This window comes from Roseateles albus, from assembly GCF_028595345.1.
Lineage (GTDB): Bacteria > Pseudomonadota > Gammaproteobacteria > Burkholderiales > Burkholderiaceae_C > Paucibacter_A > Paucibacter_A albus.
Map to the genome: position 1 here is coordinate 337,363 of NZ_JAQQXT010000004.1, position 21,905 is coordinate 359,267.

Sequence of the window (21,905 nt, forward strand, 5' to 3'; positions counted from 1 at the left end):
TGCGTTGGTGGACAGTGCCACGGCGAATACGCGAAGGGCCTGTTTGGTCCTTTCCTGCCTTGGAATGCATCTACACGTCCTGTGCGTATTCCGCTCAACTTGGCCAGCTGTTCCGATTTAAATCAGCTCGGCATTGCGATGTAGCCATGCAAAACGAAAGTCCGTGCTGGCTGTTTGATTTATGCGGATATATATGGACCTTTGTGCCCTTCGAAGTCATACAGGCCTCGGCGCGCGCAGGGCAAAAGTCAGGGACCGCCACGCTTTCCAAGCTAAATCAGACGGCGGCCTTATAGATAGTGTGAGCTTAGGTTCTTTGCGCCTACCCCCCCCATGTAGTAGGGGTAACTGATGCGTTATGTCGAACCTACACTCTTGACGCCCCGTCGCATGGTTGACCTGTTGAGGAACAAGTGATTGGGTTTAAAAATTTGTATCCATACACAGGGAACAGACAATGCGGAACTTGATAATGAAGAAGTCCTTGCAGATGGCAGCGCTTCTAGGTGCATTGACCTTGGCGAGTGCGGCAAATGCAAACGGCGTGCCGGGTCAAGGCTCATGGGAAACCACGCTGCTAGCGCGTGACCTAGACGGCAACCTGGTCAATGGTCCGGAGGCCTTTTACGACACAGCCCTTAACGTCACCTGGTTGCGTGCCGGTAGTGCCAGCGCTATGAACTGGTCCACAGCTAAAGCCTGGGCCGAGCAAGACCGCTTCGGCTTGAGCGGTTGGCGCTTGCCGACAACCCACGTCACCACCGCAGATGGCAGCTGCGATTATTCCTATTTCGGTGGCACCGGCTGCGGCTTCAACCCCGACAGCAGCGTAGCCACAGGCAGCGAAATGGCGCATCTGTTCTTTCAGAGTCTGGGCAACAAGAGCAGGTACATACCGGGTACTTTGGACGACCAAGCGGGCTGGGGCCTCTCAAACACCGGTGATTTCAAAAATCTGCGGTCCTACAGCAGCTGGTCCGGTACGGTGTACGCACCGCAGTCGGGTACCGCGTGGTTTTTCAGTCTCGGTTACGGCAGCCAGGCTAATTTCAGCAAGGACCAAAGTTTTTACGCCCTGGCTGTACACCCAGGAGATGTGGTCGCGGTGCCGGAGCCACAAACATGGGCCTTGACACTGATTGGCTTGACTGGCCTGTTGCTGTCACGTCGGAGGCGGGTAGCTTGAGGCTTTGACGCTTCGGTTCCTTTGGCATATTTTTTAAGGAAGAGTGGAGGCGCTAGCCCCCACTCTTCCTTTTGCACGCCGATTGTTCGTTAGCAATGGCTACAAGGTAGCGGCTGGTGGACGCGCGGAAAAGCACTTTGTAGTCGGCCATCACGGACTGGACCGTGCCTGCAGCAGTCATACGGAATTTGGCACGCACATGAGACAAAACGTAAGGGCTAGCTCGGGTCCCAATCTGAATATGCATGCGGATTTGAAAAAAGGAAACTAGGTTTTTGCACCTCCCCCCCATGTAGTAGGGGTAACTGAGACGTAATGCCGCCCCTACACTGCGGGCGCCCTGTCGCATGGTTGACCTGTCGAGGAGCAAGTGATTGGGTTTCAAAACTTGTATCCATACACAGGGAAAAGACAATGCATACCTTGATGATGAAGAAGTTCTTAAAGACGGGCGCAATGCTGGTTGTATTGACCTTGGCAGGTGCGGCGAATGCAACCGGCGTGTCGGGTCAAGGCACATGGGAAACCACGCTGCTAGCGCGAGACTTGGACGGTAACCTTGCCAACGGCCCGGAGGCGTTTTACGACACCGCCCTTAACGTTACTTGGTTGCGTAACGCTAGCGCTAATGGCATGGCCTGGTCCGCCGCCAAAGCCTGGGCCGAGCAAGACCACTTCGGCCTGAGCGGCTGGCGATTACCGACGACCCATGTCACTACTGCAGATGGCAGTTGTGATTTTTCTGCAACCGGCGGAACAAGCTGCGGCTACAACCCCGACAGCAGCGTTGCAACGGGCAGCGAAATGTCGCACCTGTTTTTTCAGAGCCTGGGTAACAAGAGCTTTTACGTTCCTGGTACGACGAATGTTCAAGCCGGTTATGGCCTGACAAATACCGGCAATTTCCGAATGCAGTCCGCCGACTATTGGTCCAGTACGGAGTCCGCGCTGTATTCCGGTAGCGCATGGTTCTTCGGTACCCCCGACGGTTTCCAGGGCTACAGCGACAAGAGCGAAACTTTGTACGCGCTGGCTGTGCGCTCTGGAGATGTGGCCGCAGTGCCAGAGCAACAAACATGGTCCCTGCTACTGATTGGGTTGACTTGCCTGCTGCTGGTACGTCGTTGGCGGGCATCTTGAGACTTTGACGCTTCGGCCCATTTGACTTTTTCAGCGGAATTGGGGGTACAAGCCCCAATCATAATTTTGCAAACCGATGTCTCGTGATGAGTGTCTGCCTTTTAACGGTGGGCAGATGTTCGGTATGGGCTTGAACAGTCGCTCAGAATCGCGGACCAGCGAGAAGCATTGAACGCTGCCTGCCTTGGCGAAATAGAACTGGATTTGCTGTCTCGGATTGGGAGCTTAGTTTGAATCGAATTCGGCGTCCTCGTGACCTGGAATATGCCTTTCTCAAACTGAACCACGAAACGCCAAGTAGCTGCTGCTCCGGCTAGCATCGTACGAGCACCAGCGCATTCTTTGTCGTCAAATGCCTGGGGCTCCTTTCATTCTTTCTGCGCAATAAGAACTTCATTTTCTTCCCAGCGCTCTTCAACTACGCCCGCTCCGAATGCTGGCTTGCCGGCCGGTTTCTACCTTGGAGCACATCAATTCGTGCCGTGCGTATTCCATTAATGTCGCCACCTGTCCTGATTCAAATCAGTCAAGCATTGCGTTGTCGCCAAGCCAGACGAGAGTCTGTGTCGGCGATTTGATTTCAATGGACCTGAATGGCTTTTGTACCCGCATTGGCTATTTGGCGTCACCCTGATGGCCCGTTCGTCAATGAGCACAAAAAGTGGGAGAACCTCAAGCGATACACTCAATTCAAGCCCCGCGACTTGCATCGAGGTAACTTGTAACAAGAGCGGCAAAACTCAAATCTGATATTTGCCGTTTGCCTTCTGAAATCAATCACTTTCAGGCTGTTTTATCCGACACTCCGATGTTATTGCGCTCTCGGGCGCGGTACACAACTGTTAGCCATCAAATGCAAAGTTGTCCTTTTCGAACATTGGCGGGGTTGGCAGTCTGGTTCCTTGCTGCGACCGCATTCGCGTCGGATGGCCCCGAAGTCGCTACTGCCACACCCTGGGTTTGCGGCGGGGACTTTCCCCCTATCGCAGCACGCCCGATAAAGTTCACTTCCACCAGTTGGACTGGCATCGGTATGGACGCTCAATTGCGGCAAGAATTGGGTGACCTCATTGAAAGCGCGAACAGGCATTTCTCTCCTGAGACTCTTTGCGCTTCTATTCGACAAAACCGAGCTACAAAGGGTCGACATGCCAGTCGCGCAGAGTCAGGCCGGGTAGCTTATGTTCGTGAGTTACTTGGTAGGCTGGGTATTCAGTCCGAGGTTCATCCAGGCGACCAGCTCAAATTTCCAGCAGTAGAACAAGCTTTGGAAGTCGAGCTCCTACCATGTCAGTGATTGATACCCTTACGTTCGAGCCGATTCGTGACGTCTGGTCCCTCCAGGCCCCCATTTCATTCTGGGCCTTCCGCGCCCAGCCGTCGCTCGCTGCTCAACTTCAACGTCTTGCCCGCACAGCCACATTGCCGCCATGTTCGCACAAGTAATCGTTGCCCTAGACTTTCCCAGCCGCGCTGATGCCATTGCCCTCGTCGACAAACTTGGGCAAGACTGTTCGGCGTATAAGGTCGGACTCCAGCTTCTAACTGAAGAAGGCCCCGAAGTTGTTCGGGAGCTTGTGGGGCGAGGCAAAAGTGTCTTCCTTGACCTGAAGCTACATGAAATTCCCAACTCGGTCTCCAGCGCAGTTCGCGCCGCCGGCAAGCTCGGTGCTGGCATGGTCACGGTACATGCAAGCGCTGATTCGGCTGTGCTGCGCGCAGCGGTCGCAGCGGCGACCGATTACCCGCAACTCAAAGTGCTAGCACTCACGGTCATAACTAGCCTTACAGACAATGAGCTTCCCGAAATCGGCCTGGCGCCTTCAGTTCGGCTGCAGGTAGAACGGCTCGCGAAACTCGCTGCAGTTTCAGGGTGTCATGGCGTTGTGGCGTCGGCTAACGAAGCCACGTACATCACAACGCTTCTGCCAGCAGGCAGTTTGATTGTCACGCCTGGTATCCAGCTTGCCGGCGCCAGCTCCAACGACCAGGCACGTGTTGCCACACCTGCGTTTGCGCGCCAAGCAGGAGCATCACACGTAGTCATCGGCCGGTCCATCACCCAAGCAGAGAATCCAAAAGCGGCCTTTGCTTCAGCCTTATCAAGCATGGGAGCAAGAAATGCGGGCTAGTCGGGCGTTCGAGCCGACTCGCAACGGCTGGACACTTCAGGCCCCCATTTCATTCTGGTCCTTCCATGGCCAGCCGTCGCTCGCGGCTCAACTTCTACGGTAATGCCACACTTCACGATTTTTCTCCTGCTGCTGTTTCTCGGCTTGCCAGTTGCTGCAGTTGGCGAGTGTCTACGCAGCCCATCTAGCTCGGCGCTGGCTCTGTACGAAAAACACCAGGATTTCATTTTCACTGGCGCGCCTTCACCACCGTTGGGTGAAGCGCTCGCCAATGCGGTCGAAGCAAACCTGGCTGAGCAGCGGCGGACTGGCAGCTCAGGGTTCATCGATTGGAACTATTGGACTGATGCGCAGGATGGCGAACAATCACGCTCCGCCAAAGTAACCTTTGCCAAGGTGAAGGGCGCGCAAGCGCAAGTGCGCATTTCTTACTACTTCCTTCTTGGCCCTGGTGAGAAGCAAATGCTGAAGCAAGCGGTTGTCCAGTTGTCTCGTACACATCACGGTTGCTGGCTGGTCGAAGACGTACTGCGCGGGCAGAGGTCAGTTATGTCTTACCTGGAGAGAAATTGACACATAACCCGCTCAACATGACATACAACGGCATGCCTCCGCAGAGTCTCATTTCATACTGGCCCAGCGGCGTCCCGCCGTTGTGTGCCGGTTAGCTCGAACGTTATGAAACGACTCGGTCTCTCCGCTCTTTTGTTGCTTGCCTGCGCTTTCGCTTTCGGAGCAACAGACGAAGATGGTTACAACGAATACACCATTCGGCCAGTCGACATTCCGTCTGACGCACCAATGTTTGAGAAATTTCCTGCGGAAGTATTCGCCGGAAGTAACGCTGCACCAATCCTGCACGGTGACCCTAAGACAAGAATGTTTCGTTCGCGCCTTGCCCGGTGGGCAAAAGAAAGGCCAAATTTCGCAGGTCACTACATTCTTGCAACGTGGGGCTGTGGCACGGAATGCACCCAAATATCAATCATCGACGCCCTCACAGGAAGAATTTACCATCCTCCCGGGGTATCAACCAATGTTGCCGTGAACGTCCATGAATCACTGCTGGAAGGCGGCGGCGACTTGTGGCACGCTGCTGGCGCAATAAAGTTCAAGCCGGATAGTCGGCTGTTGATTCTCATCGGCATGCCAGAGGAGCGTGTCGAGAATCGAGGCGTTTCCTACTACGTATTGGAGAACAACAAGCTGCGCCGTATACGCTTTGTACCCAAAGCATGGTACCCATCATCATGACGCCGAACCCTACGCTCAACCGGCCTGCGCGAAAATCGCGCAGGCCGGTTACCTAACCGTTATGCCCATTGGGCCGAGGGAAAACCAATGATTCGTTCTCTATTATTATTTGCAGGATTGGCTGTTTCTGGCGCAACATACGCAGTCGACTCGTGTGCAGTTCAAGCCATTCGCTTGATGTCGCAGGGTAGGCTCTCTGAGCTTTCAGCTATGTTTACGGCGCCGGGTGAGGATGTAGCTCGTGGCCTCGCGCAGTTGGCAAGTTTTGTCGGCCCTATCGAGGCGGTGTTACCGCTTTCCCGTCAAACTGATGGCGTGTACATTCGGAAGTCCGTTGCAGTTGATTCGCTTCCTTCAAGTTACAAGTTCGACGGTAGTTGGGCGGTTGCGACTAGTGGAAGCGGGGGGCGCTTTGAGTTCCAGGCTTCATCCGAGCCGGGCTCATCCTGTAAGTTGTTTGCCTTGCACGTTGACAAACTCTCCAAGTGACTTGTTTTCTTCATGCGGAGAAATGGCATAGCCCTTCGCTCAATCGGACCTGCGATGGCATGCCGCCTTCGGGCCTCATCTCATTCTGGCCCTTCGGTGCCATGCCGTCGCGGGCCGGTTAGCTCGAACGGTTAGTCTCAAAACATCGTCGGACCAAGTATGCGCATTTTCGTTCAAGCAGTCACAGTTGTCGCCTTGCTGGCGTTTCTAGGGCAGAGTGCAGTCGCTGCTGATTGGTCATTTTGTGGCGCCGCTACCGCGCCAGGCAAGCCCGCTGAATTCGAAATTGAATTCACCATGTTCACGGAAGCCAACATAACTCAATTCCTTGCCAGTGCTAAGGACAACGGGTTCTCGACGAAGGTGCAAAGAATCGAATCATCTGGTGAGAAAGCTCGTTGGGTTGTAGTTGCCACTTTGGAATCTTTGCCGCCCGCAGGCAACGTCACTAAGCGGTTGGATGCTGTGCTCTCGGCCATTCCGCCTGCGGCCCAAAAGTATTCCTGCTCTGTCCGGCAGTCGGTTAAAACACAATGAAACATTGGGCTAACCAATCAACCGGACGCTACACGGCTTGGCGCCGTCCGGGTCGTGATTTCATTCTGGTCCTACCAGCGCCAACCTGTACCGCGCCGGTTAGCTCAAACGTCTAGACCGTAATGCGCAGTTTGCTCGGATTCCTGCTCCACCCAAAGATATCGCTCTGGAAGTACTGCCTGTGCCTGGTGCCCTTGGCACTCATTCCTTCAGCAATCGTCATCGCGTTGGCGACCTTGATAGCTGAAGCCGCAGGGCTGAACGCCGCAGCCCATTCGGCGCCTTCGAGGGATGTCACGTTTGGCAACGTCTTTGGTGCCGTCGTCTTTTCACCAATTGTCGAGACGTTCATGCTCGCTGGCTGCTCAAAGTGCTGTCGTCCACATCACTACATCCTGCTGTATGTGCTGCCTTTTCGGCTTTGTTGTGGGGTGCCTTGCACGGGCTGTTCGGGGCGCTCTGGTTCTTCGGAACTGTATGGGGATTTTTTGTGTTCTCCTGTGGCTACATTACTTGGCGCCACACGTCATTTAGGCAAGGGTTCTTGGCGGCTTGCCGTGGCTTTTGCTGCAAACGTCCGGCGCTGCGCTTTTCAATCAGCATTCCAAATTCAAGGGGCGTGAGCCTCAGGGTACGCTGCCGGTCCTGCTCCTGCACTGCCGCCTTCTGCGCTTCTAGCGTGATTTCGGCAAGCTCAGCCCTGAGCAGGGTGGCGAACTCAGGGGCATCCAAGAACGCTTGAGCTTTTTCTCCCTGCGCCCTGCTCAAACGAGCTTCGAAGGTCGGCCCTCCAATTTCGTTCCTCGTTCTGAACTGCCCAAAAGCGGGAAGTCGAACAATCAGCCGCACCACCGCTTCAAGCGCGTTCGGCTCAGCGTCGCTCGTCTTGGTCAAGAGAGCGCCAGGCGCCCCCAAGGTAACCACGAACGAGGGAGTAGGGCTCCCGTCAGTAGAGGAATTGCAGTCTGTCATCAACATATCCAGTTTCTGTTTTTGGTTGCATTGGTTTCAAAGGCACACCACCGGGAAGGCAATGGTTGGACTTCGGTCCCGTGCGTCGGCTTGTTGCACGGCAGTGAGTTTTGTCGTCTATCAGTGCCGACCAATCGAATAGCTATCGTTGTTAAATTCCCTACCTCATCAACGATTTGGCTTCGAACTACCAGCATCCCGATTTCAAAGGACCTATATCGTTAGACTCTTGAGACTCTGTTTTGTGTCAAGTGAATTGGAGGCGGGCGTGACTAAGTTCACGTCAATGTCGCTATTGTTTTTTGAGGCCAAGAAAATCCCGGCTTTCGAAGAGTTGCTTCCAAAGAAAAATCCCACCACCTTTTCAGTGGCGGGATGTGAATCATGTGAAAGCGGGCAATTGGCAGTTCCTCAGTTCACAAGCCCACGGCACTGCAGTGAGGCGTGGCCAGTCAATTCCAAGGCGACGGCTTAGCTGCTCCCAACTCTGAAGCCTGGGTGTCTGATGTGAGCTAAACCGCAACGACTTGCCTCATGCACTCATCAACGTCCATTCCGACCGCTAGGACGAGCACATCGTGGACGTCAACTCCTGGAATCAAGGAGTCCAACGAATTTGGAGCCACCTGCGCCAAGGTCATGTTGACCAGCATCACTGCGCTCAAGGGCGTTAAAACTGCGGTCCTGAGAATGTGTTGCAGCTCCGGGTCGGGCGCAAATTTAACGTTCACTTCATACAGGGTCGCCAGCTCTGCGTGCTCGCGGAAAAAGAGGAGTTGAACTGTTTCGTTAGCATTCGCGTCATTTACGAGTTGCTTCACTTTTGGATTGCTTGCGAGCATGACGCAGCGCACTTGAGTTGTGCCGGTCTGATAGGCGAGTATCAGCATTGCATCAAGCTGGTCCTCGGTAGTCATCACGGTGAGTCCGGCGCGGACCGTTTCGCTTTTATGCGATTGATTTGCGGTTTCGAACTTTGCGGCTATCCAATTTGGAACATGCGCTGCGATACATCGCCGGTGGAAGTGCCCGGTGTCCGAGCTCGGTCCATCGACGCTTTTAGCGTCGAGAATTTCAGCGGTTCTAGCTCGGCTGAGCATCTTTATGTGGGTAAGCCAATCCATAGAGGTGTCCTGTTGAATAAATGTTCTAGGGACTTCGTATAGCGACCTCTATTAATTGGCTGAGTGCGTTGCTGGTAGTCCATCATTGGGGTGCCATCGCGGCTGTGCGTAGTACCGATGGATGAAGACCTATGGCGGTAAAGATGTCGTGGACCTTATGCTCTTTGAAGGGCTTGTTTGGTACCCGGAGGATTTCGCAGGCGAAAGTTGGTCCAGCTAGCCGCGAGCGGTACGATGCACGAACTGTTGAGACGTTATGCCAACAGTGCTTACATACAAGACCCAAAAATGGGGGGCTAGCCATGCAGGTAGACATCGTCGGGCGGATACGCAACCTTCAGTTGCCTGTCACGCAACCTCTCATTCCGCTCTTCGAATGCCTCGTGAATTCCATCGAGGCCATCGAAGACGCCGGCATTTCAGATGGCCGTATCGACGTGTACTTGGAGCGAGAGGCGCGTCAGGTGGCGCTGTCTGGCAATGAGGAAACCACCCTGGCGGCTATCCGGGACGTAACCATCGTCGACAACGGCGCTGGCTTCAATGACGGCAACGTTCGTGCGTTCTTCCTATCTGACTCGACACGCAAGGCCAATCGTGGAAACAAGGGCATCGGCCGGTTCACCTGGTTGAAAGTGTTCCGCGAGGCCGCCATTGACAGCACTTACCTGCAGGACGATGGCGATTGGATGCGTCGGACCTTTAGGTTCGTCTTCACGATGGATGGGGTTGAGGGTGACGAAGTCAACGATGCCGAGGTGAAGAAATGTCGCACGTCGGTGAAGCTCACCGGCTTGCGGACAGAGTACGAAAAGCACTTTCCGAAGTCTTTGGACACCATCGCCCACAAGGTCATAGACCATCTACTCATCCACTTCGTGGGCGGCCGCTGTCCTCAAATCACTCTTCATGACGCCGACGGTCAGTCGTGCAATCTGAACCACATTTTTTATGAGGAAGCGAAGGAGCGAGCTCAGGACGTGACATTCAAGCTCAAGGGGCACGATTTCAGAGTCACCGTGCTGAGGTATCAGTCCAGCGCCGTCAAGAACCATAGCATTTCATACTGCGCCAACCAGCGTGAAGTGCTGGGTTGGAAGGCCGGAAGGGCTATACCGGACCTGCAAGGCCGTCTCACTGATGACAATGGTGACCAGTTCGTTTTCCGCACTTATGTGGTCGGCCCCTACCTTGACTCTAAAGTCAACGCTGAACGGACGGCCTTCATGTTCATGCAGGAGGCCGACCTCAACTTTCCCGAGGAGATGACCCGGGAGGAGCTTGATGACGAAGTTGTTCAGGCGCTCAAACAGGTCGCCGAACCGTACACGTCGCAGCTGCGTGAAGAAAAGCGGCAGGCCATTGAAAGCTTCATCCAGCAGGACGCTCCGCAATACCGGTTCCAGCTTCAAGAACGCTACCGGGACCGGCTTGAGCGAATCCCGGCGAACGTGTCGAGAGACCAGCTCGATATCGAGTTGTATAAGACGCAGAAGGATATTGAGCTGGAGCACCGTCAGCGCGCGGCTGAAATCAAAAAGGTGCCCCTCGACACTGCGGCTGGCTCCCCAGAGTACGCAGCTCTGTATCAGCAGTACCTCGATGAGGAGAACGAACTCGGAAAGGCTGCGCTGGCCAAGTACGTTGTGCATCGGCGCACCATCCTCGAGATGCTGGACACCGCCCTTAAGGTCCAAGAGTCTGGTGCGTACGCTCGGGAAGACCTTGTGCACAGCCTCATCTATCCAATGCAGGCGGACTCTGAGGTTGTCGAGTTCTCTCAGCAGAACCTGTGGGTCGTCGACGAGCGTCTTGCCTACCACTCATACATGGCCTCGGACCTGCCGATGAGGAGTTTGAAGGCGGTCAACGCGTCCGGCGGCGACGAGCCTGACCTAGCTATCTTCAACACCGCTCGGGCGTTCTCCGAAACGAAAAGCCCTTACCAGTCGGTAGTCATCGTTGAGTTCAAGCGGCCGGAGCGCAAAGAGTACCCGGCAAAGGACGAAAATCCCGTGGAGCAGGTCCTGCGCTACGTTCGGAAAATCAAAGAAGGCACGGCCAAGGACAAGGACGGCAAGACCATTAACGTCGGCTCTATTCCGTTCTACGCCTACATCCTCTGCAGCCTTACGCCGCGCATCAAGTCTATTGCCGACAACCACGACTTCGTCAAGACACCCGACAACGAAGGCTACTTCAGGTACCACCAGTCGGCAGGCTGCTATATAGAAATCGTGTCCTACGACAAGGTGCTGAGCGATGCCAAGAAGCGCAATCGGGCGTTCTTTGAGCGGCTGCAGATACCGATGAACTGAATCGCCTGCGGCATTCCGCTGTGCATGCAAGTCCGCATGCCTACAAGTCCAAGGAGACGAGTTCGGCGAAGATGCCAGCCTTCCGTAGCATTGTCATTTTCAGAGGGGAGAGCATGAAGCTAAATTCATTCCGCGTTCGCAATTACCGAAGCATTCTGGATTCCGGATGGGTCACTCTTGATGACATGGCTGTCGTAGTCGGCAAGAACGAGTCTGGGAAGACCTCGTTACTTAAAGCACTTTGGAAATTCAATCCTTTTCAGGAGGAATCCTACAACCTCGACCGTGAATGGCCTCGCGGCAGGCGGAAGGAGCGGGATGCAAAGTTCGAGGTCGTCACCTGCAGATTCACCTTCGATGCGAAGGAGCTGGCGGCACTCGCGGAAATCGACCCACGATGTGAGCTGAGCAGCGTTGAACTTGGGCGCACCTACGATGGCGAGTGGCATTGGAGGTGCCAACCGCAGGTTCCTCCGAAGACGCGAGATGGTGCGTCGGCCGACTATCTGCTTCAGCAGTTGGTGGCAATTCAATGTAAGGGCCAGCCTGCTGACCTTGCGATGGTACTCAGCACGGTGCTGAAGGCATCTCGAGAGAAACTCAAGGCAGCTGACACTGCCGCCGCTGGGATTTTGGTTTCCGAGCTGAAGGGCCAACTCGTTGAAGCGGCCACACTCAGTGGTGATACCACCCTAGCTCAAAGTCTGGGAACGGCCTGTGACGAGCTGTCACAGAAGATGACCCAGGCACCCAGGGACGAGGTGTGGATACTTGTGCGCTCATGGATGCCTACGTTCATCTACATGGACGACTGGCTCTCCTTCAAGGGTACGGCGCATCTCGACCAAGTCAAACAGCGCAAAGACAACGGCCAGCTGAAGGACGACGACCGCACCATCATCACTATCATGGAGATGGCTGGCCTCGACCTCGACGAGGAAGTGCAGAAGGGCGCCCAAAACGACCGCGAGCAGCGCATGCTTGACATGAATGATGCAAGCCAAACCTTAACTAACGAAATCGCCGAGCGCTGGTCTCAGAAGAAGTACGAAGTGCAGTTCCAAGCTGACGGACACCACTTCATCACATTCGTAAAGGACGAGGCCTCCAAGGCGCTAGTGCCGCTTGAGGAGCGGTCGAAGGGCTTCCAGTGGTTCTTCTCTTTCGACATGAAGTTCATGTACGAGACGGACGGCGACTTCGAGGGCGCAATCATCCTTCTCGATGAGCCTGGTCTGCACCTTCATGCCGCAGCCCAGCGTGACTTGCTGGCACGCATGAAGTCGTATGCAAAGAGCAACCAGCTCATCTACACGACTCATCTTCCATTTATGTTGGACATGGAGCGACTCGACAACATCTGGGTCGCCGAAGACAAGCCGGGCGAGGGCACGAAGGTCCACAACGAATGGGCTGCCGCGGATGCCGACGCGCGCTTCACGCTGCAAGCGGCGCTCGGATTGTCGTGGGCCCAGTCATTGTTCATCGGCCAGAAGAACCTCGTCGTAGAGGGAGTGACTGACTTCTGGTTCCTGTCGACGATGTCGACCCTGCTCAAGGAGGCGGGGGAGGTTGGGCTAGCAGATGAGCTTGTCATCACGCCGGCGGGCGGGGCTTCTAAAGTTGCTTACTTGGCCACGTTGCTCAAAGGCCAGGAGTTGAAGGTTTCCGCGCTCCTTGACTCCGACGAGGAGGGGCTGAAAGCAAACAAGCAGCTCGTTCACAACTGGCTGCTTCGTGACGGCGATGTCTTAATGCTGGGCAAGATTCTTGGGCGCCCTGGCAACGTCGCCATCGAAGACCTGTTTGATGAGGCTCACTACTTGAGTCAAGTTACTGCGGCTTATTCCAAGGAGCTTCAAGGAAAGGCCCTCAAGCTCCCAGCGATGCCCGTTGGGTCGATTGTCGACCGGCTCACGTCTCATTTCGAAGCAAAGGGAATGGCCTTCAACAAGGGGCGCGTTGCAAAGTGCATCATGACTGACTTAGCGACGAAGAAGGCTACTGACATGCCGGCTCCGACCGTCGAGGCCTTTGGCAAAGTCATATCCGCTGTAAACGAAGTCGTATCCCGCTGGAGTATGTGAGGCATGTCAGCTGCTACAAGCAGGACCGCTATGGTCGGCAGGTCTGCCGACTGAAAACGAGTGCAGGGAAAGACGCTGCGGACATCATGCTTTCAGAGGGTCTGGCCAGGTACCCGGAAACATATGTGCATGAAGACCAGCCAGTCGACCGAGAAGGGTATCGACGCCTTCACGCTGAAGCCCATGGGGCGAAGCGCGGTCTGTGGTCGGAGCCGGACCCGATGTCGCCGAAGGCGCGCCGGCAGCGCAGACAGGCCTGATTGACCTGCCGGTAACAAACGCACGGCCAATCAGTTGGCTGGAACCGCGTTGCCCTGGCTAGGTTTTAGAAGTGTGAAGGCGACCTGAGTGAGGTGGCGGTGGTTTATGCCGCTGCCCTTTGGCTAATTAAGGGCGCGCGAGCTGATATCAACGCGAAATCCGACGGGCAGCCAGGCGGTCGAACTCCTTGCTATGCCGCTCGAGGTATGCGAATTGAGTGGCAGTTGGCCTTGTTAGCAAGTCTGCGAGTGGCCAATGGTGCGCTCGATGTTCTGCGAGTCGCGGCGAGCATCTGATGCGCCCGTCTTGGTCAAATGTAATGAGGTGCCGGTCGAAGAGTGCGTCCAGGTCGGGTGAAAGCAAGAGCCCGTTGTCCGGGTCGAGCCGCTGTTCATCGGTCTCGCATTTGCTCCAAGCGAGTACGTGAGACGCCCGAAGCGCAGCACCAAGGCGAAGGCCGCTGACCGCACATTGCCCCTGGAAGCGCTCAAGGAGTGAGGTGCGGTATCGTCCTTGTCCGCGGCGAGCCTCTATGAGTCGCTTGTAGCGCGCAGGATTGGTGGCTGCAAATTTGGCTCTGATGAGCTTCTCGTCGCGCTCTCGCGTTGCTTCGCTGCCGAGGTCTTCTGGCGCTCGGTAGTATGGGTCGAGAACTGACGCGTTTCGGTGAATCAGAGTCAGGGCAGTATCGAAGTCCGTGATACGGATGTACTTGTTGCCAGACCTATCAGCAAGCTCGAGATGGCTTGGCTCAACACCGTGCTCAAGCGCGAACGCAGAGAGGTCAGCTTCGTCGAAGTCGTCCGGAACGGCTTGCTCCGTCCGCTGCTCGGTGGCAACAATCACGGCCAATCCTATGAGGTGTCGCTGAGGCTCCTGGCTGCCGTTCGATAGGTAGGCGATGTACTTCCCATTGGACTCGACGCGGATAGTCCCTTTTTTCCGGTCCAGACGGTTCTCATCCTTGCTGATGCCTCGTGGAAAAACGTCGAAACCTTCCGACTGGAGTTGCGCAAGCAGGTCACAGGCAAGCGGTACTTCGTCAAGACGTGTGCCGGTGTAGCCCTCAGATTTCATGGACTCGATGAAGGCCCGCCGTTCGTCTGGCGTCAGCCGAAGGGCGCCACATTGCTTGAGGAGCTGTGGAAGGCCATATCGCTCTGCCGGTTCTGGGGAAATTTCGTGTGCGGAGCGTCCCGTCCAGTATTGCCGTGCGGAATGGCCTGGAGTGACCTGCATCCCTGGTGTGGGCAGCCAACTGACACGGATTGGCGTACCGCTGGTGGCCAGTGCCTGAACCCGACCAATAGCGAAGATACGTGCTTGCCGTCCATCGAAAGATGCAAGCAAGACGCCATCGCCCGCGGCGAGCTTGTCGAGCACAAGCCGGTCAGTGTCGTCGAGGTCGACGCGCGGCTGCGACAGCCGAAGCTCCCCGGTCACAAGCGATGCTTGAGTAGCTGCTTCATCGGAGCATTCGAACTTCCAGAAATCCATTGCGGTCCCTATGTTTCGTTGGTCGGCCACCTTCAATCTGAGAAGGTGAGCTGGAATTTGTCATCGGTGGATTGTGCACAAAGGCAACGGTTGCGCGTAGGCTGTCGGAGAGGCGCCTCGATTAACCCGAATGAATGACTCAGAAGCTCGTAAAAATTGCGGGCTGGCGACCACTTACCAATTTGCTACACCTTGCGAATCCTTTTCGTCTGCAGCCAAAACCGCCTCCGCAGCCCCACAGCCGAGCAGGTGACTCAAACTAAGCCTCACATTTAAACACCCCTCGCTACATCCCCCAGCAGCAAGCACGGTGCGAGCTGCATAGGCAACGCCCCACCTCTCCCAATGCTTGCAGGCGAAGAGAGGTAGGGCGCAGCGGGGGTTACTAATGGCTTGTATAGCAACCGGTCTCCCGCGCGGGGGAGACCGAAATGGCGCAACTCGCGCACGCGTTTGATTTCAACGAATGCATCGAGGAGGCACTCGACTATCACGACCCAAATCGACCAGGATTCGTTTCAGTCATGGAAAAACAGGCTGACGGCCAGATGCGGCAGTCCTCTTTCAAGCTTGTTGATTTGCCGGGCCGACTTGTCCAACTTCGAGAGTCTGGGCGAGACGCATTCATTGGTCAGAACGAATTTTGGAAGCCGAATAGGCAGGCCATCAACGTCTGGAGGATGACAACTCAGTTTGTCGACCTCGACACGTACAACGTTCCAGACCTTGCGTGGCGACTGCCAGAAACACAGCGCGACATGCTGCTGCAGTTCATTGACGATGAGGGCTTGCCGCCGCCCAGCGTCATCCTATTTTCAGGTCGAGGCCTGCAGGTGAAGTGGCACCTTGCAGGGGCTTTGCCGCCGCGGCGAGCTGTACCTCGATGGCAAGTGGTACAGGATGAGCTCTGCCGGCGATTCACGAAGTTTGGTTCTGATATCAAAGCTCGTGATGTCTCCCGTGTTCTCAGAGTCGCCGGGACAGTGAACACCAAAAGCGGTGAGCTCGTGCGGATTCTTTACCGCGGCAACGTCTGTGCAATGGGTGGCGAGCGCATGGCCAATGGCGGCGTTGGATATGACTTCGATTTGCTTGCAAATGAAGTCCTCCCATGCTCAAGAGTCGAGCTTGCTGCCAACGCCGAAAGCCGAGTGCGCCTGCAGGAGGAGGGCGAGGCTGAGTCAGCACGAAGGCGAGATGCGGTTCGTGAGCGGCTTGCGGTTGTTGATGGCGGAAATTCGGCCACGCGGAAGAAGTCATCTTCTGCGAAAGGCTTGGTGGCAACTCAGCTTGCCTGGGACCGTCTTGAGGACCTTCGAAGCCTCAGCGAACTGCGGGGCTGGACGAGCACTGGCGCGCCTGCAGGTCGACGAGACATGATGATGTTTTTGTCAGCATGCTTTCTTGCTGACTCGAGGCTTTGCATTGATATCAATCCGCAGTTGAAGTCGCTTGCCAGCGAATTCGCGCCGACCTGGACTGTGGCTGAGCTGGCCTCTTGCACTTCGACAGCGTTGTCCCGAGCCGCTGCAGCTGAGCGGGGTGAAAAGGTGCTCTTCGGTGGTGCCGAGGTTTGCCCACGGTACAGATTCAAGAACTCGACTTTGGTCAATCTGCTTGATATTTCGCCTTATGAGCAGCGCCAATTGCAAACAATCTTTGGTCCAGATGAGGTGCGGCGACGGGACCGGGAGCGGAAGGCTAGGCAACGGTTGGAAGCAGGGTGTGAATCAAGGGAGGCCTACCTGGCCAGGGCGGCTGAAGCTGCAATCAAGGCGCGGAGTTTGAAGGCAAATGGGTTTACTCGCTCGCAGATTGCGGCGGCTCTTGGGGTTAGCTTGGCTGCCGTCACAGGTTACTGCAAAGGCTGAATCGGGTGGGGGTCAAAGTTGTTCCGTACATATGGTGGAAGTGGCGAAGCCAGCGGGCTGGTTGACGCCATTCCTTGTACAGAGTGGCTGAACAAAACCCAGTTGCGTTGACGGCTTCTTTCTAATCCAGGGGCGGTTGAACATAGCCCAGATGCGTTGGTGGCTTCTTTCCATTCCCGGGTCGGCTGAAGGTACCGGCCGTTCAGGGACTTCTACCCTTGTTGAGGGCGGCTTCAACTACTTCCAGGCCCTTGACCGAGGGTGGAGTCTTCTACCCTTGCAAAGGGGCTTGAAGAGCTCAAAGGGCCGGACTGCGGCTTCACCGTGCAAGGTCGGCCGCAACCATTCAAGCCAATGTGGGCGCTCAAAATTCCAAAGACTTTCTGAGTCTGTCGGGCCTCAGTACATAACTGACCACGTGTTGTGTGTTCGAAACGGCTGGAAGCCAATGGGTATGTCGATACAGATTCGCGTCGCTTCTTGGTGGGCCGTAAGCAGCTCATTGATGGTGCCGAAGATGCCGTACCGCAATTCGCCATCGACTTCTGATACGGCTATCCATCCTGCCTTGCATCCATCAATCCCGACAAATGAACTCACTCGAAATCGCCCTTGCTTGCTGACGTTTTCCCAGCCTATCCTGCACTGTGATGGCGAGAAAAACAATGTCTGTTGATGAATGCCGGTAACCAGGGTAACAGCCTATATTTATGCACCCGACGAGCAGGAGCGTTGGCTAATGAGCACAGCCAGAAGTTAGCCCCTGACGGTGTGTGCTCGCCGTGCGGTTACCCTTGCAGAATGTTCATAGACCTACACCGCACATTCTCTGTACCTAACGAATCATCCGGGACCGATAAGGAGGAGGACTGGGCCTTCTACTTTGGTCAACATCGGGGCCATAGGACTTGGAGCGAGCTACATGCAGCCCCACTGGCCATCATTCTCGGTGAGGCCGGAATTGGCAAGACCGCTGAATTCCAGTTGGAAGTTGACCGCCTAAGCAGTAGAGGCGAAGCTGCATTCTTTCTTCCTCTGAACCAGCTCACGGACGGGGACTCCTGGGCGCTCGCGATGACAGGGCGGCAGTCTGCCTACGACAGCTGGGTGGAATCAAGTCAGGTTGGCTACTTCTTCTTGGATGCGGTAGACGAGGCGCGCCTACGTTCTCATGCAGACTTCGAAAAGGCGCTAGCAGTGGTCCAACGCGCACTGGAACCTTACTTTTCCAGGGTTCGAATCGCCATCTCTTCCCGAGTCACTGATTGGTTTGTACCTGCAGTTCAGGCTGCGGTTGACCGCCGAATCACCTCTCGCCTCGCCCTCTCGTTGAGCGCGCGTGTGACTACGCCTGACTTGGACGAGGTAGTTGATGCAACGACGGTCTGCGTGACGGCCACGACAGCAAAGGTTGTGGAGCCCCTTGTTGTCGCGCTAGACCCTCTATCCATTTCTGAGGCAAAGCGATGTGCAGACGCATTTTCCCTGCTGGAACCGCTGCAGTTCTGGATAACGGTGTCTGAGGGTAACTATGAATTCATGGCCACACGCCCATTGGACTTGCGTTGGATGGTCGCCCTGTGGAACAAGCGTCGGACGCTTGGAGCGTACCGTGAGTTGATGGACGCCAACATTGATAACCGATTACGAGAGTTCAACGAAAGCTATGTGTCGTCTGGCGAGGCCTTGTCCGTTGACCAACTCCGGGAAGGCGCCAGGGAACTGGCCGCAGCCGCAGAGTTCGGGAACTGTGCGTACTTCGTTTTGGAGACTGGTGCGCTGCCCGACGCAGGCGAGCTAACTCCCCAGTCGATATTGCCCAACTGGGGGCCTCAGGAAGTGCGGCGGCTCTTGGCAACCGCAATCTTCGACGAAGCCAGCTATGGTCGCGTCAAGTTCCACCACCGGTCCATCCGTGAGTACATGGCCGCCGAGTGGACCGCAAACCATATGAAGACCGGTGTACCGCTCTTGCGGCTTCAAGAGCTATTCGTTGGGCGACCTTTTGATGCCCCGGTGGTGGTCCCGGCGCGAAAAGCTGTCCTGAGCTGGCTGGCTACGCTCAACGTAACTGCTCGGGAGTGGGTCGCCCGGGAACATCCAGAGGTCTTTCTTTCCGATGGCGACCCACAGGGATGGGATGCGCGTTCTGCGGAACTTGCATTTGCACGATGCATGGAGGCATCGAAGGTCGGCTTCCGCCCGGATTGGCACCAGAGCGCGAGCGTGTGCATGAGAATTGGTCGGGCGCTGCCCTCGGGAGTAGTGGCTGCCGCGCTGGCCGACACAACCCTTCCTGGAGAATTCAAAGCGTTTTGCTACCAGGTCGCATCTCACGCGAAGCTGGTCGACTGCACTTCGGTAGCACTCGCAGACTACCGTGACGCCTCAGCACCTGGATGGCAACGCGTCCTGGCACTGAGTCTCCTCAAGCAGGTGGGCACGGACACCCACCGCCAGCAAGTCTTAGCGGACTTGAAGGCGCGATGCTTTGCAACCAACGAGCTTGTCGCCCATTCGCTGACGGTAGTCAATTGGAAAGGGCTTACTGTTTCCGAGCTTGTCGACATCTTCATAGCAACGCAAGACGAGGCTGATTACGGTTCCGGCCCGTTGGCCCGGCTGTTCAAAGACGACCTACTGCCTGAGACCGACCTGGCTTCTGCGGCGACTGTTCTTGAAGCTGTAATAGCAGCCCTACCTCGACCAACATTGGGTAAGCGTTTCGCGCGATTTCCAGAGTCAGACAGACCCGAGAGAGCGTGGCTGCTGGACGTGCTTCCCGAGTCCTTCGAAAGGGTGCTGTCCCTACTACCTCCCACATCGACTGACTACTTTGCTGTTTGCATGGAGGCGGCAGAACAAGTGGAGGCTCAGCGTGATTCAGGCTTCATTGACGCGGAGGAGTTCAAACGGTTGCAAGCAGCCATCGCCTGCCGCCCAAAGCTCAGATGGGATATTGCTCTTGCGATAGCGCACTCGGAAGACATCCAGGCATCGGTCAGCCGCCTGACATGGGGGTCGAGCTGCTTGATTGCCCTGGGCGAAACCGACTTACCTGAGTTGACCCGTCTTGCCAACGATTCTTCCTTGCTGTCGGCCGACCGCGATGTCTGGCAGGCCGTGGCCATCGAAGTCGCCTTCCGGAAGTTGAATGGCCGCGCTCGAACCCTGGCGCTCCGCGTCCTCGGCCCCTTTTCCCTTGGTGCACCAAGGACACTCCTAGTCGACGCTGAATATCGTCGTTATCGAGTCGGGGTTAAAACGCGGCGTACCTGGCGACTGAGGGAGCTGCGGCGGAAGGCGGAAGCTGCAAGTAAGCTTAGTGATTTCAAGGTAAAGGCCACCGCACACTTGTCCGGCATCGCCAGCGGCACTGACAGCGGCTTGATACAGCAACTCCTGTTGCATTCCTATAGTTTGTCAGGCAGAAACGACTACTCGAAAGTTGACTTCGATGCCCTGTCAGCGAGCTTGAGCTCAGAGATTGCCGAAGCCTTCAAGGACGGCGTAAAGGCCTTTTGGTCCTCCATCGTACCCCCTGCACCTTCTTCGTTCGTGGAGGGTAGGGTGCCTTGGATAGCGTTGATTGGACTGGCCGGTTTGCGCTGCTCCCTCGATGAACCAGGGGCGATTTCCTCCCTTCCTGCCTCGGAAGTCTCCAAGGCTGCACAGTTAGCCGTCTGGAACTCAAACGGCCCGCCCGATTGGTTCGAAGCACTCGTAGAGTCGCACCGGAGCGCGGTAGAGGCGGCTCTCGTTCCGTGGCTGGCGATGGAAGCGCAGGCTGCTACGCCGGGAAATGGAGTGAGGGGAGCGTTGGAAATGGTCCTGCGCTGCAAATCAACAGTGCGTATGGGCCTGGTAGCGCCTTTGGTACCCCTGGTAAATAGTAGCCTCGTTCCACGGCCAGAAAGTCTGAAAGAACTCATCAAGGCCATGCGGGAAGATTCTCTTCTGACTTCGGGCGAGGTCTGCACGCTATGCCTGCACAAGTTGGAGGCTTCTACGGCTGGTGAGCTCGACATGTTCTGGCTGCGAATTTGGATGGAGGAAGACGCCATCGGTGCGTGGGCCTGGTTCCGTGGGCACGTCGCTTCTTTGGCCTCGCCTACTAATGGCACTGCTTTCGCGAGTGCCATGGGCGACCTGAAGTGGCTGGCGGCGCCAATTCAAAAGGCTCAGGCGGACTTACTTTTAGAAGTTTTTTCCCTGCTCCGCTCGCATCCGCCGTCAGTTACCTCGACCTCGGATGACGATGACAGCATCTTCTTCGGCCCACCCACGAAGCGCCTATGCCAAGCCATTGCGAATCTCTTTGTTCAGGTTCGTGGGTCAGTTGGACACAACGGCTTGCTGGGTTTGACAACAAGGACCACCGACCCGGATGAGCTGCAGCGGCTGCGCGGTCAAATTTTCGAGCATGGGGCCATTGACGCGTCCGCGGGGGTAATGCGGGCGGTTGATGAACTCCGTAGCATCGCATCGCCTTTCCAGTCCGAGCCGAAGACCGAAGCTCAGCTCTACGACCAAGTCATTGCACGGCTCGAAGAGATTCGCAAGAACATTGAGGAGGGGCCATTCAGCGAGCGCGACCTCTTCAGCTGTGGAATGCCGGAGAAGTACCTCCAGCGATGGCTCGCGGCGAAGTTTCGGGAGACTCAGAACCGACGCTTCAGCGTGCACCGCGAGGAAGAGGTCGACGACGACAAGATGACAGACGTCCAACTGAGCTGCCCTGCCGGCAACGTCTGCGTCGAACTCAAGCCAGTAGACACGACGCGATATTCGGCCGCCACATTGACCGACACACTGAGAACTCAGATTGTTGGCCAGTACCTGAAGGGGACGAATAGCAGCCACGGCATCCTCGTACTTTTGCAACTTGATAACAAAACATGGGACATCCCAGGTGGAGCGAAACGGCAACCATTCTCGGCATTGTTGACTTACCTTGAGGGCCAGGCGAGCGTCATCAAAGCAGAGTCACCTGGCGTCGCAAAATTGGCTGTGTTCGGTATGCGGTGTGTTACTTGA

Annotated in this window: 17 protein-coding genes; 12 read left to right on the forward strand and 5 right to left on the reverse strand. The window is 56.0% G+C overall.

Annotated elements, in window-relative coordinates; genetic code table 11:
- Positions 1-457 precede the first annotated feature (457 nt).
- The 7 genes from PRZ03_RS09050 (at position 458) to PRZ03_RS09080 (ending at position 6,738) form a co-directional block, all read left to right on the forward strand.
- Positions 458-1,186 (forward strand): PEP-CTERM sorting domain-containing protein, encoded by a 729-nt coding sequence (locus tag PRZ03_RS09050; RefSeq protein WP_273599997.1) that lies wholly within the window; start codon positions 458-460, stop codon positions 1,184-1,186.
- A 414-nt stretch (positions 1,187-1,600) separates the two neighbouring features.
- Entirely contained in the window at positions 1,601-2,326 is a 726-nt protein-coding gene (locus tag PRZ03_RS09055; protein WP_273599998.1) for an Lcl C-terminal domain-containing protein, read from the forward strand.
- Between the two features lie 1,430 nt (positions 2,327-3,756).
- Complete coding sequence (pyrF, locus tag PRZ03_RS09060) at positions 3,757-4,458, forward strand: orotidine-5'-phosphate decarboxylase (protein WP_273599999.1); 702 nt, start codon at positions 3,757-3,759, stop codon at positions 4,456-4,458.
- A 102-nt stretch (positions 4,459-4,560) separates the two neighbouring features.
- Positions 4,561-5,031, forward strand: coding sequence for a hypothetical protein (locus PRZ03_RS09065; RefSeq protein ID WP_273600000.1), 471 nt, complete (start codon positions 4,561-4,563; stop codon positions 5,029-5,031).
- A gap of 105 nt (positions 5,032-5,136) precedes the next feature.
- Positions 5,137-5,712: a hypothetical protein gene (locus PRZ03_RS09070; RefSeq protein ID WP_273600001.1), complete on the forward strand. Its 576-nt coding sequence runs from the start codon at positions 5,137-5,139 to the stop codon at positions 5,710-5,712.
- Between the two features lie 87 nt (positions 5,713-5,799).
- On the forward strand, positions 5,800-6,201 hold the full coding sequence (locus tag PRZ03_RS09075; protein WP_273600002.1) for a hypothetical protein: 402 nt from the start codon (positions 5,800-5,802) through the stop codon (positions 6,199-6,201).
- A gap of 159 nt (positions 6,202-6,360) precedes the next feature.
- Positions 6,361-6,738 (forward strand): hypothetical protein, encoded by a 378-nt coding sequence (locus tag PRZ03_RS09080; protein WP_273600003.1) that lies wholly within the window; start codon positions 6,361-6,363, stop codon positions 6,736-6,738.
- Positions 6,739-6,850: 112 nt separating this feature from the next.
- On the opposite strand, the gene PRZ03_RS09085 is transcribed toward PRZ03_RS09080, so the two are convergent.
- From PRZ03_RS09085 to PRZ03_RS09095, 3 genes are all read right to left on the reverse strand, one after another.
- Complete coding sequence (locus PRZ03_RS09085; protein ID WP_273600004.1) at positions 6,851-7,090, reverse strand: hypothetical protein; 240 nt, start codon at positions 7,088-7,090, stop codon at positions 6,851-6,853.
- Between the two features lie 152 nt (positions 7,091-7,242).
- The gene (locus tag PRZ03_RS09090) at positions 7,243-7,632 is read right to left on the reverse strand and encodes a hypothetical protein (protein ID WP_273600005.1); all 390 of its coding nucleotides are present in this window, start codon (positions 7,630-7,632) and stop codon (positions 7,243-7,245) included.
- A gap of 590 nt (positions 7,633-8,222) precedes the next feature.
- On the reverse strand, positions 8,223-8,834 hold the full coding sequence (locus PRZ03_RS09095) for a hypothetical protein (protein WP_273600006.1): 612 nt from the start codon (positions 8,832-8,834) through the stop codon (positions 8,223-8,225).
- Between the two features lie 302 nt (positions 8,835-9,136).
- Here PRZ03_RS09095 and PRZ03_RS09100 point away from each other — a divergent pair, with 302 nt between their 5' ends.
- From PRZ03_RS09100 to PRZ03_RS24080, 3 genes are all read left to right on the forward strand, one after another.
- Positions 9,137-11,152 (forward strand): hypothetical protein, encoded by a 2,016-nt coding sequence (locus tag PRZ03_RS09100; protein WP_273600007.1) that lies wholly within the window; start codon positions 9,137-9,139, stop codon positions 11,150-11,152.
- A gap of 113 nt (positions 11,153-11,265) precedes the next feature.
- Positions 11,266-13,239, forward strand: a complete 1,974-nt coding sequence (locus tag PRZ03_RS09105) for an AAA family ATPase (RefSeq protein WP_273600008.1) — start codon at positions 11,266-11,268, stop codon at positions 13,237-13,239.
- Positions 13,236-13,499 (forward strand): thermonuclease family protein, encoded by a 264-nt coding sequence (locus tag PRZ03_RS24080; RefSeq protein WP_409993944.1) that lies wholly within the window; start codon positions 13,236-13,238, stop codon positions 13,497-13,499. The genes PRZ03_RS09105 and PRZ03_RS24080 overlap by 4 nt, the downstream gene beginning before the upstream one ends.
- A gap of 148 nt (positions 13,500-13,647) precedes the next feature.
- Here the strand turns inward: PRZ03_RS24080 and PRZ03_RS09110 are convergent, their stop codons facing one another.
- Complete coding sequence (locus tag PRZ03_RS09110; RefSeq protein ID WP_273600009.1) at positions 13,648-14,997, reverse strand: HNH endonuclease; 1,350 nt, start codon at positions 14,995-14,997, stop codon at positions 13,648-13,650.
- 431 nt (positions 14,998-15,428) lie between these two features.
- Between PRZ03_RS09110 and PRZ03_RS09115 the strand changes: the two genes are divergently transcribed.
- Positions 15,429-16,868, forward strand: a complete 1,440-nt coding sequence (locus PRZ03_RS09115) for a hypothetical protein (RefSeq protein WP_273600010.1) — start codon at positions 15,429-15,431, stop codon at positions 16,866-16,868.
- 399 nt (positions 16,869-17,267) lie between these two features.
- Here PRZ03_RS09115 and PRZ03_RS24085 read toward each other — a convergent pair whose 3' ends face one another.
- Complete coding sequence (locus PRZ03_RS24085) at positions 17,268-17,468, reverse strand: DUF429 domain-containing protein (RefSeq protein WP_409993945.1); 201 nt, start codon at positions 17,466-17,468, stop codon at positions 17,268-17,270.
- 201 nt (positions 17,469-17,669) lie between these two features.
- Between PRZ03_RS24085 and PRZ03_RS09120 the strand changes: the two genes are divergently transcribed.
- Positions 17,670-21,905: an NACHT domain-containing protein gene (locus tag PRZ03_RS09120; RefSeq protein WP_273600011.1), complete on the forward strand. Its 4,236-nt coding sequence runs from the start codon at positions 17,670-17,672 to the stop codon at positions 21,903-21,905.

Coding starts and splice junctions, on each gene's coding strand:
- PRZ03_RS09075 (WP_273600002.1), top strand. CDS start 5,800: ATGATTCGTTCTCTATTATTATTTGCAGGATTGGCTGTTTCTGGCGCA.
- PRZ03_RS09050 (WP_273599997.1), top strand. CDS start 458: ATGCGGAACTTGATAATGAAGAAGTCCTTGCAGATGGCAGCGCTTCTA.
- pyrF (WP_273599999.1), top strand. CDS start 3,757: ATGTTCGCACAAGTAATCGTTGCCCTAGACTTTCCCAGCCGCGCTGAT.
- PRZ03_RS09095 (WP_273600006.1), bottom strand. CDS start 8,834: ATGGATTGGCTTACCCACATAAAGATGCTCAGCCGAGCTAGAACCGCT.
- PRZ03_RS09055 (WP_273599998.1), top strand. CDS start 1,601: ATGCATACCTTGATGATGAAGAAGTTCTTAAAGACGGGCGCAATGCTG.
- PRZ03_RS09115 (WP_273600010.1), top strand. CDS start 15,429: ATGGCGCAACTCGCGCACGCGTTTGATTTCAACGAATGCATCGAGGAG.
- PRZ03_RS09065 (WP_273600000.1), top strand. CDS start 4,561: ATGCCACACTTCACGATTTTTCTCCTGCTGCTGTTTCTCGGCTTGCCA.
- PRZ03_RS09070 (WP_273600001.1), top strand. CDS start 5,137: ATGAAACGACTCGGTCTCTCCGCTCTTTTGTTGCTTGCCTGCGCTTTC.
- PRZ03_RS09120 (WP_273600011.1), top strand. CDS start 17,670: ATGTTCATAGACCTACACCGCACATTCTCTGTACCTAACGAATCATCC.
- PRZ03_RS09080 (WP_273600003.1), top strand. CDS start 6,361: ATGCGCATTTTCGTTCAAGCAGTCACAGTTGTCGCCTTGCTGGCGTTT.
- PRZ03_RS09105 (WP_273600008.1), top strand. CDS start 11,266: ATGAAGCTAAATTCATTCCGCGTTCGCAATTACCGAAGCATTCTGGAT.
- PRZ03_RS09110 (WP_273600009.1), bottom strand. CDS start 14,997: ATGGATTTCTGGAAGTTCGAATGCTCCGATGAAGCAGCTACTCAAGCA.
- PRZ03_RS09100 (WP_273600007.1), top strand. CDS start 9,137: ATGCAGGTAGACATCGTCGGGCGGATACGCAACCTTCAGTTGCCTGTC.
- PRZ03_RS09085 (WP_273600004.1), bottom strand. CDS start 7,090: ATGAACGTCTCGACAATTGGTGAAAAGACGACGGCACCAAAGACGTTG.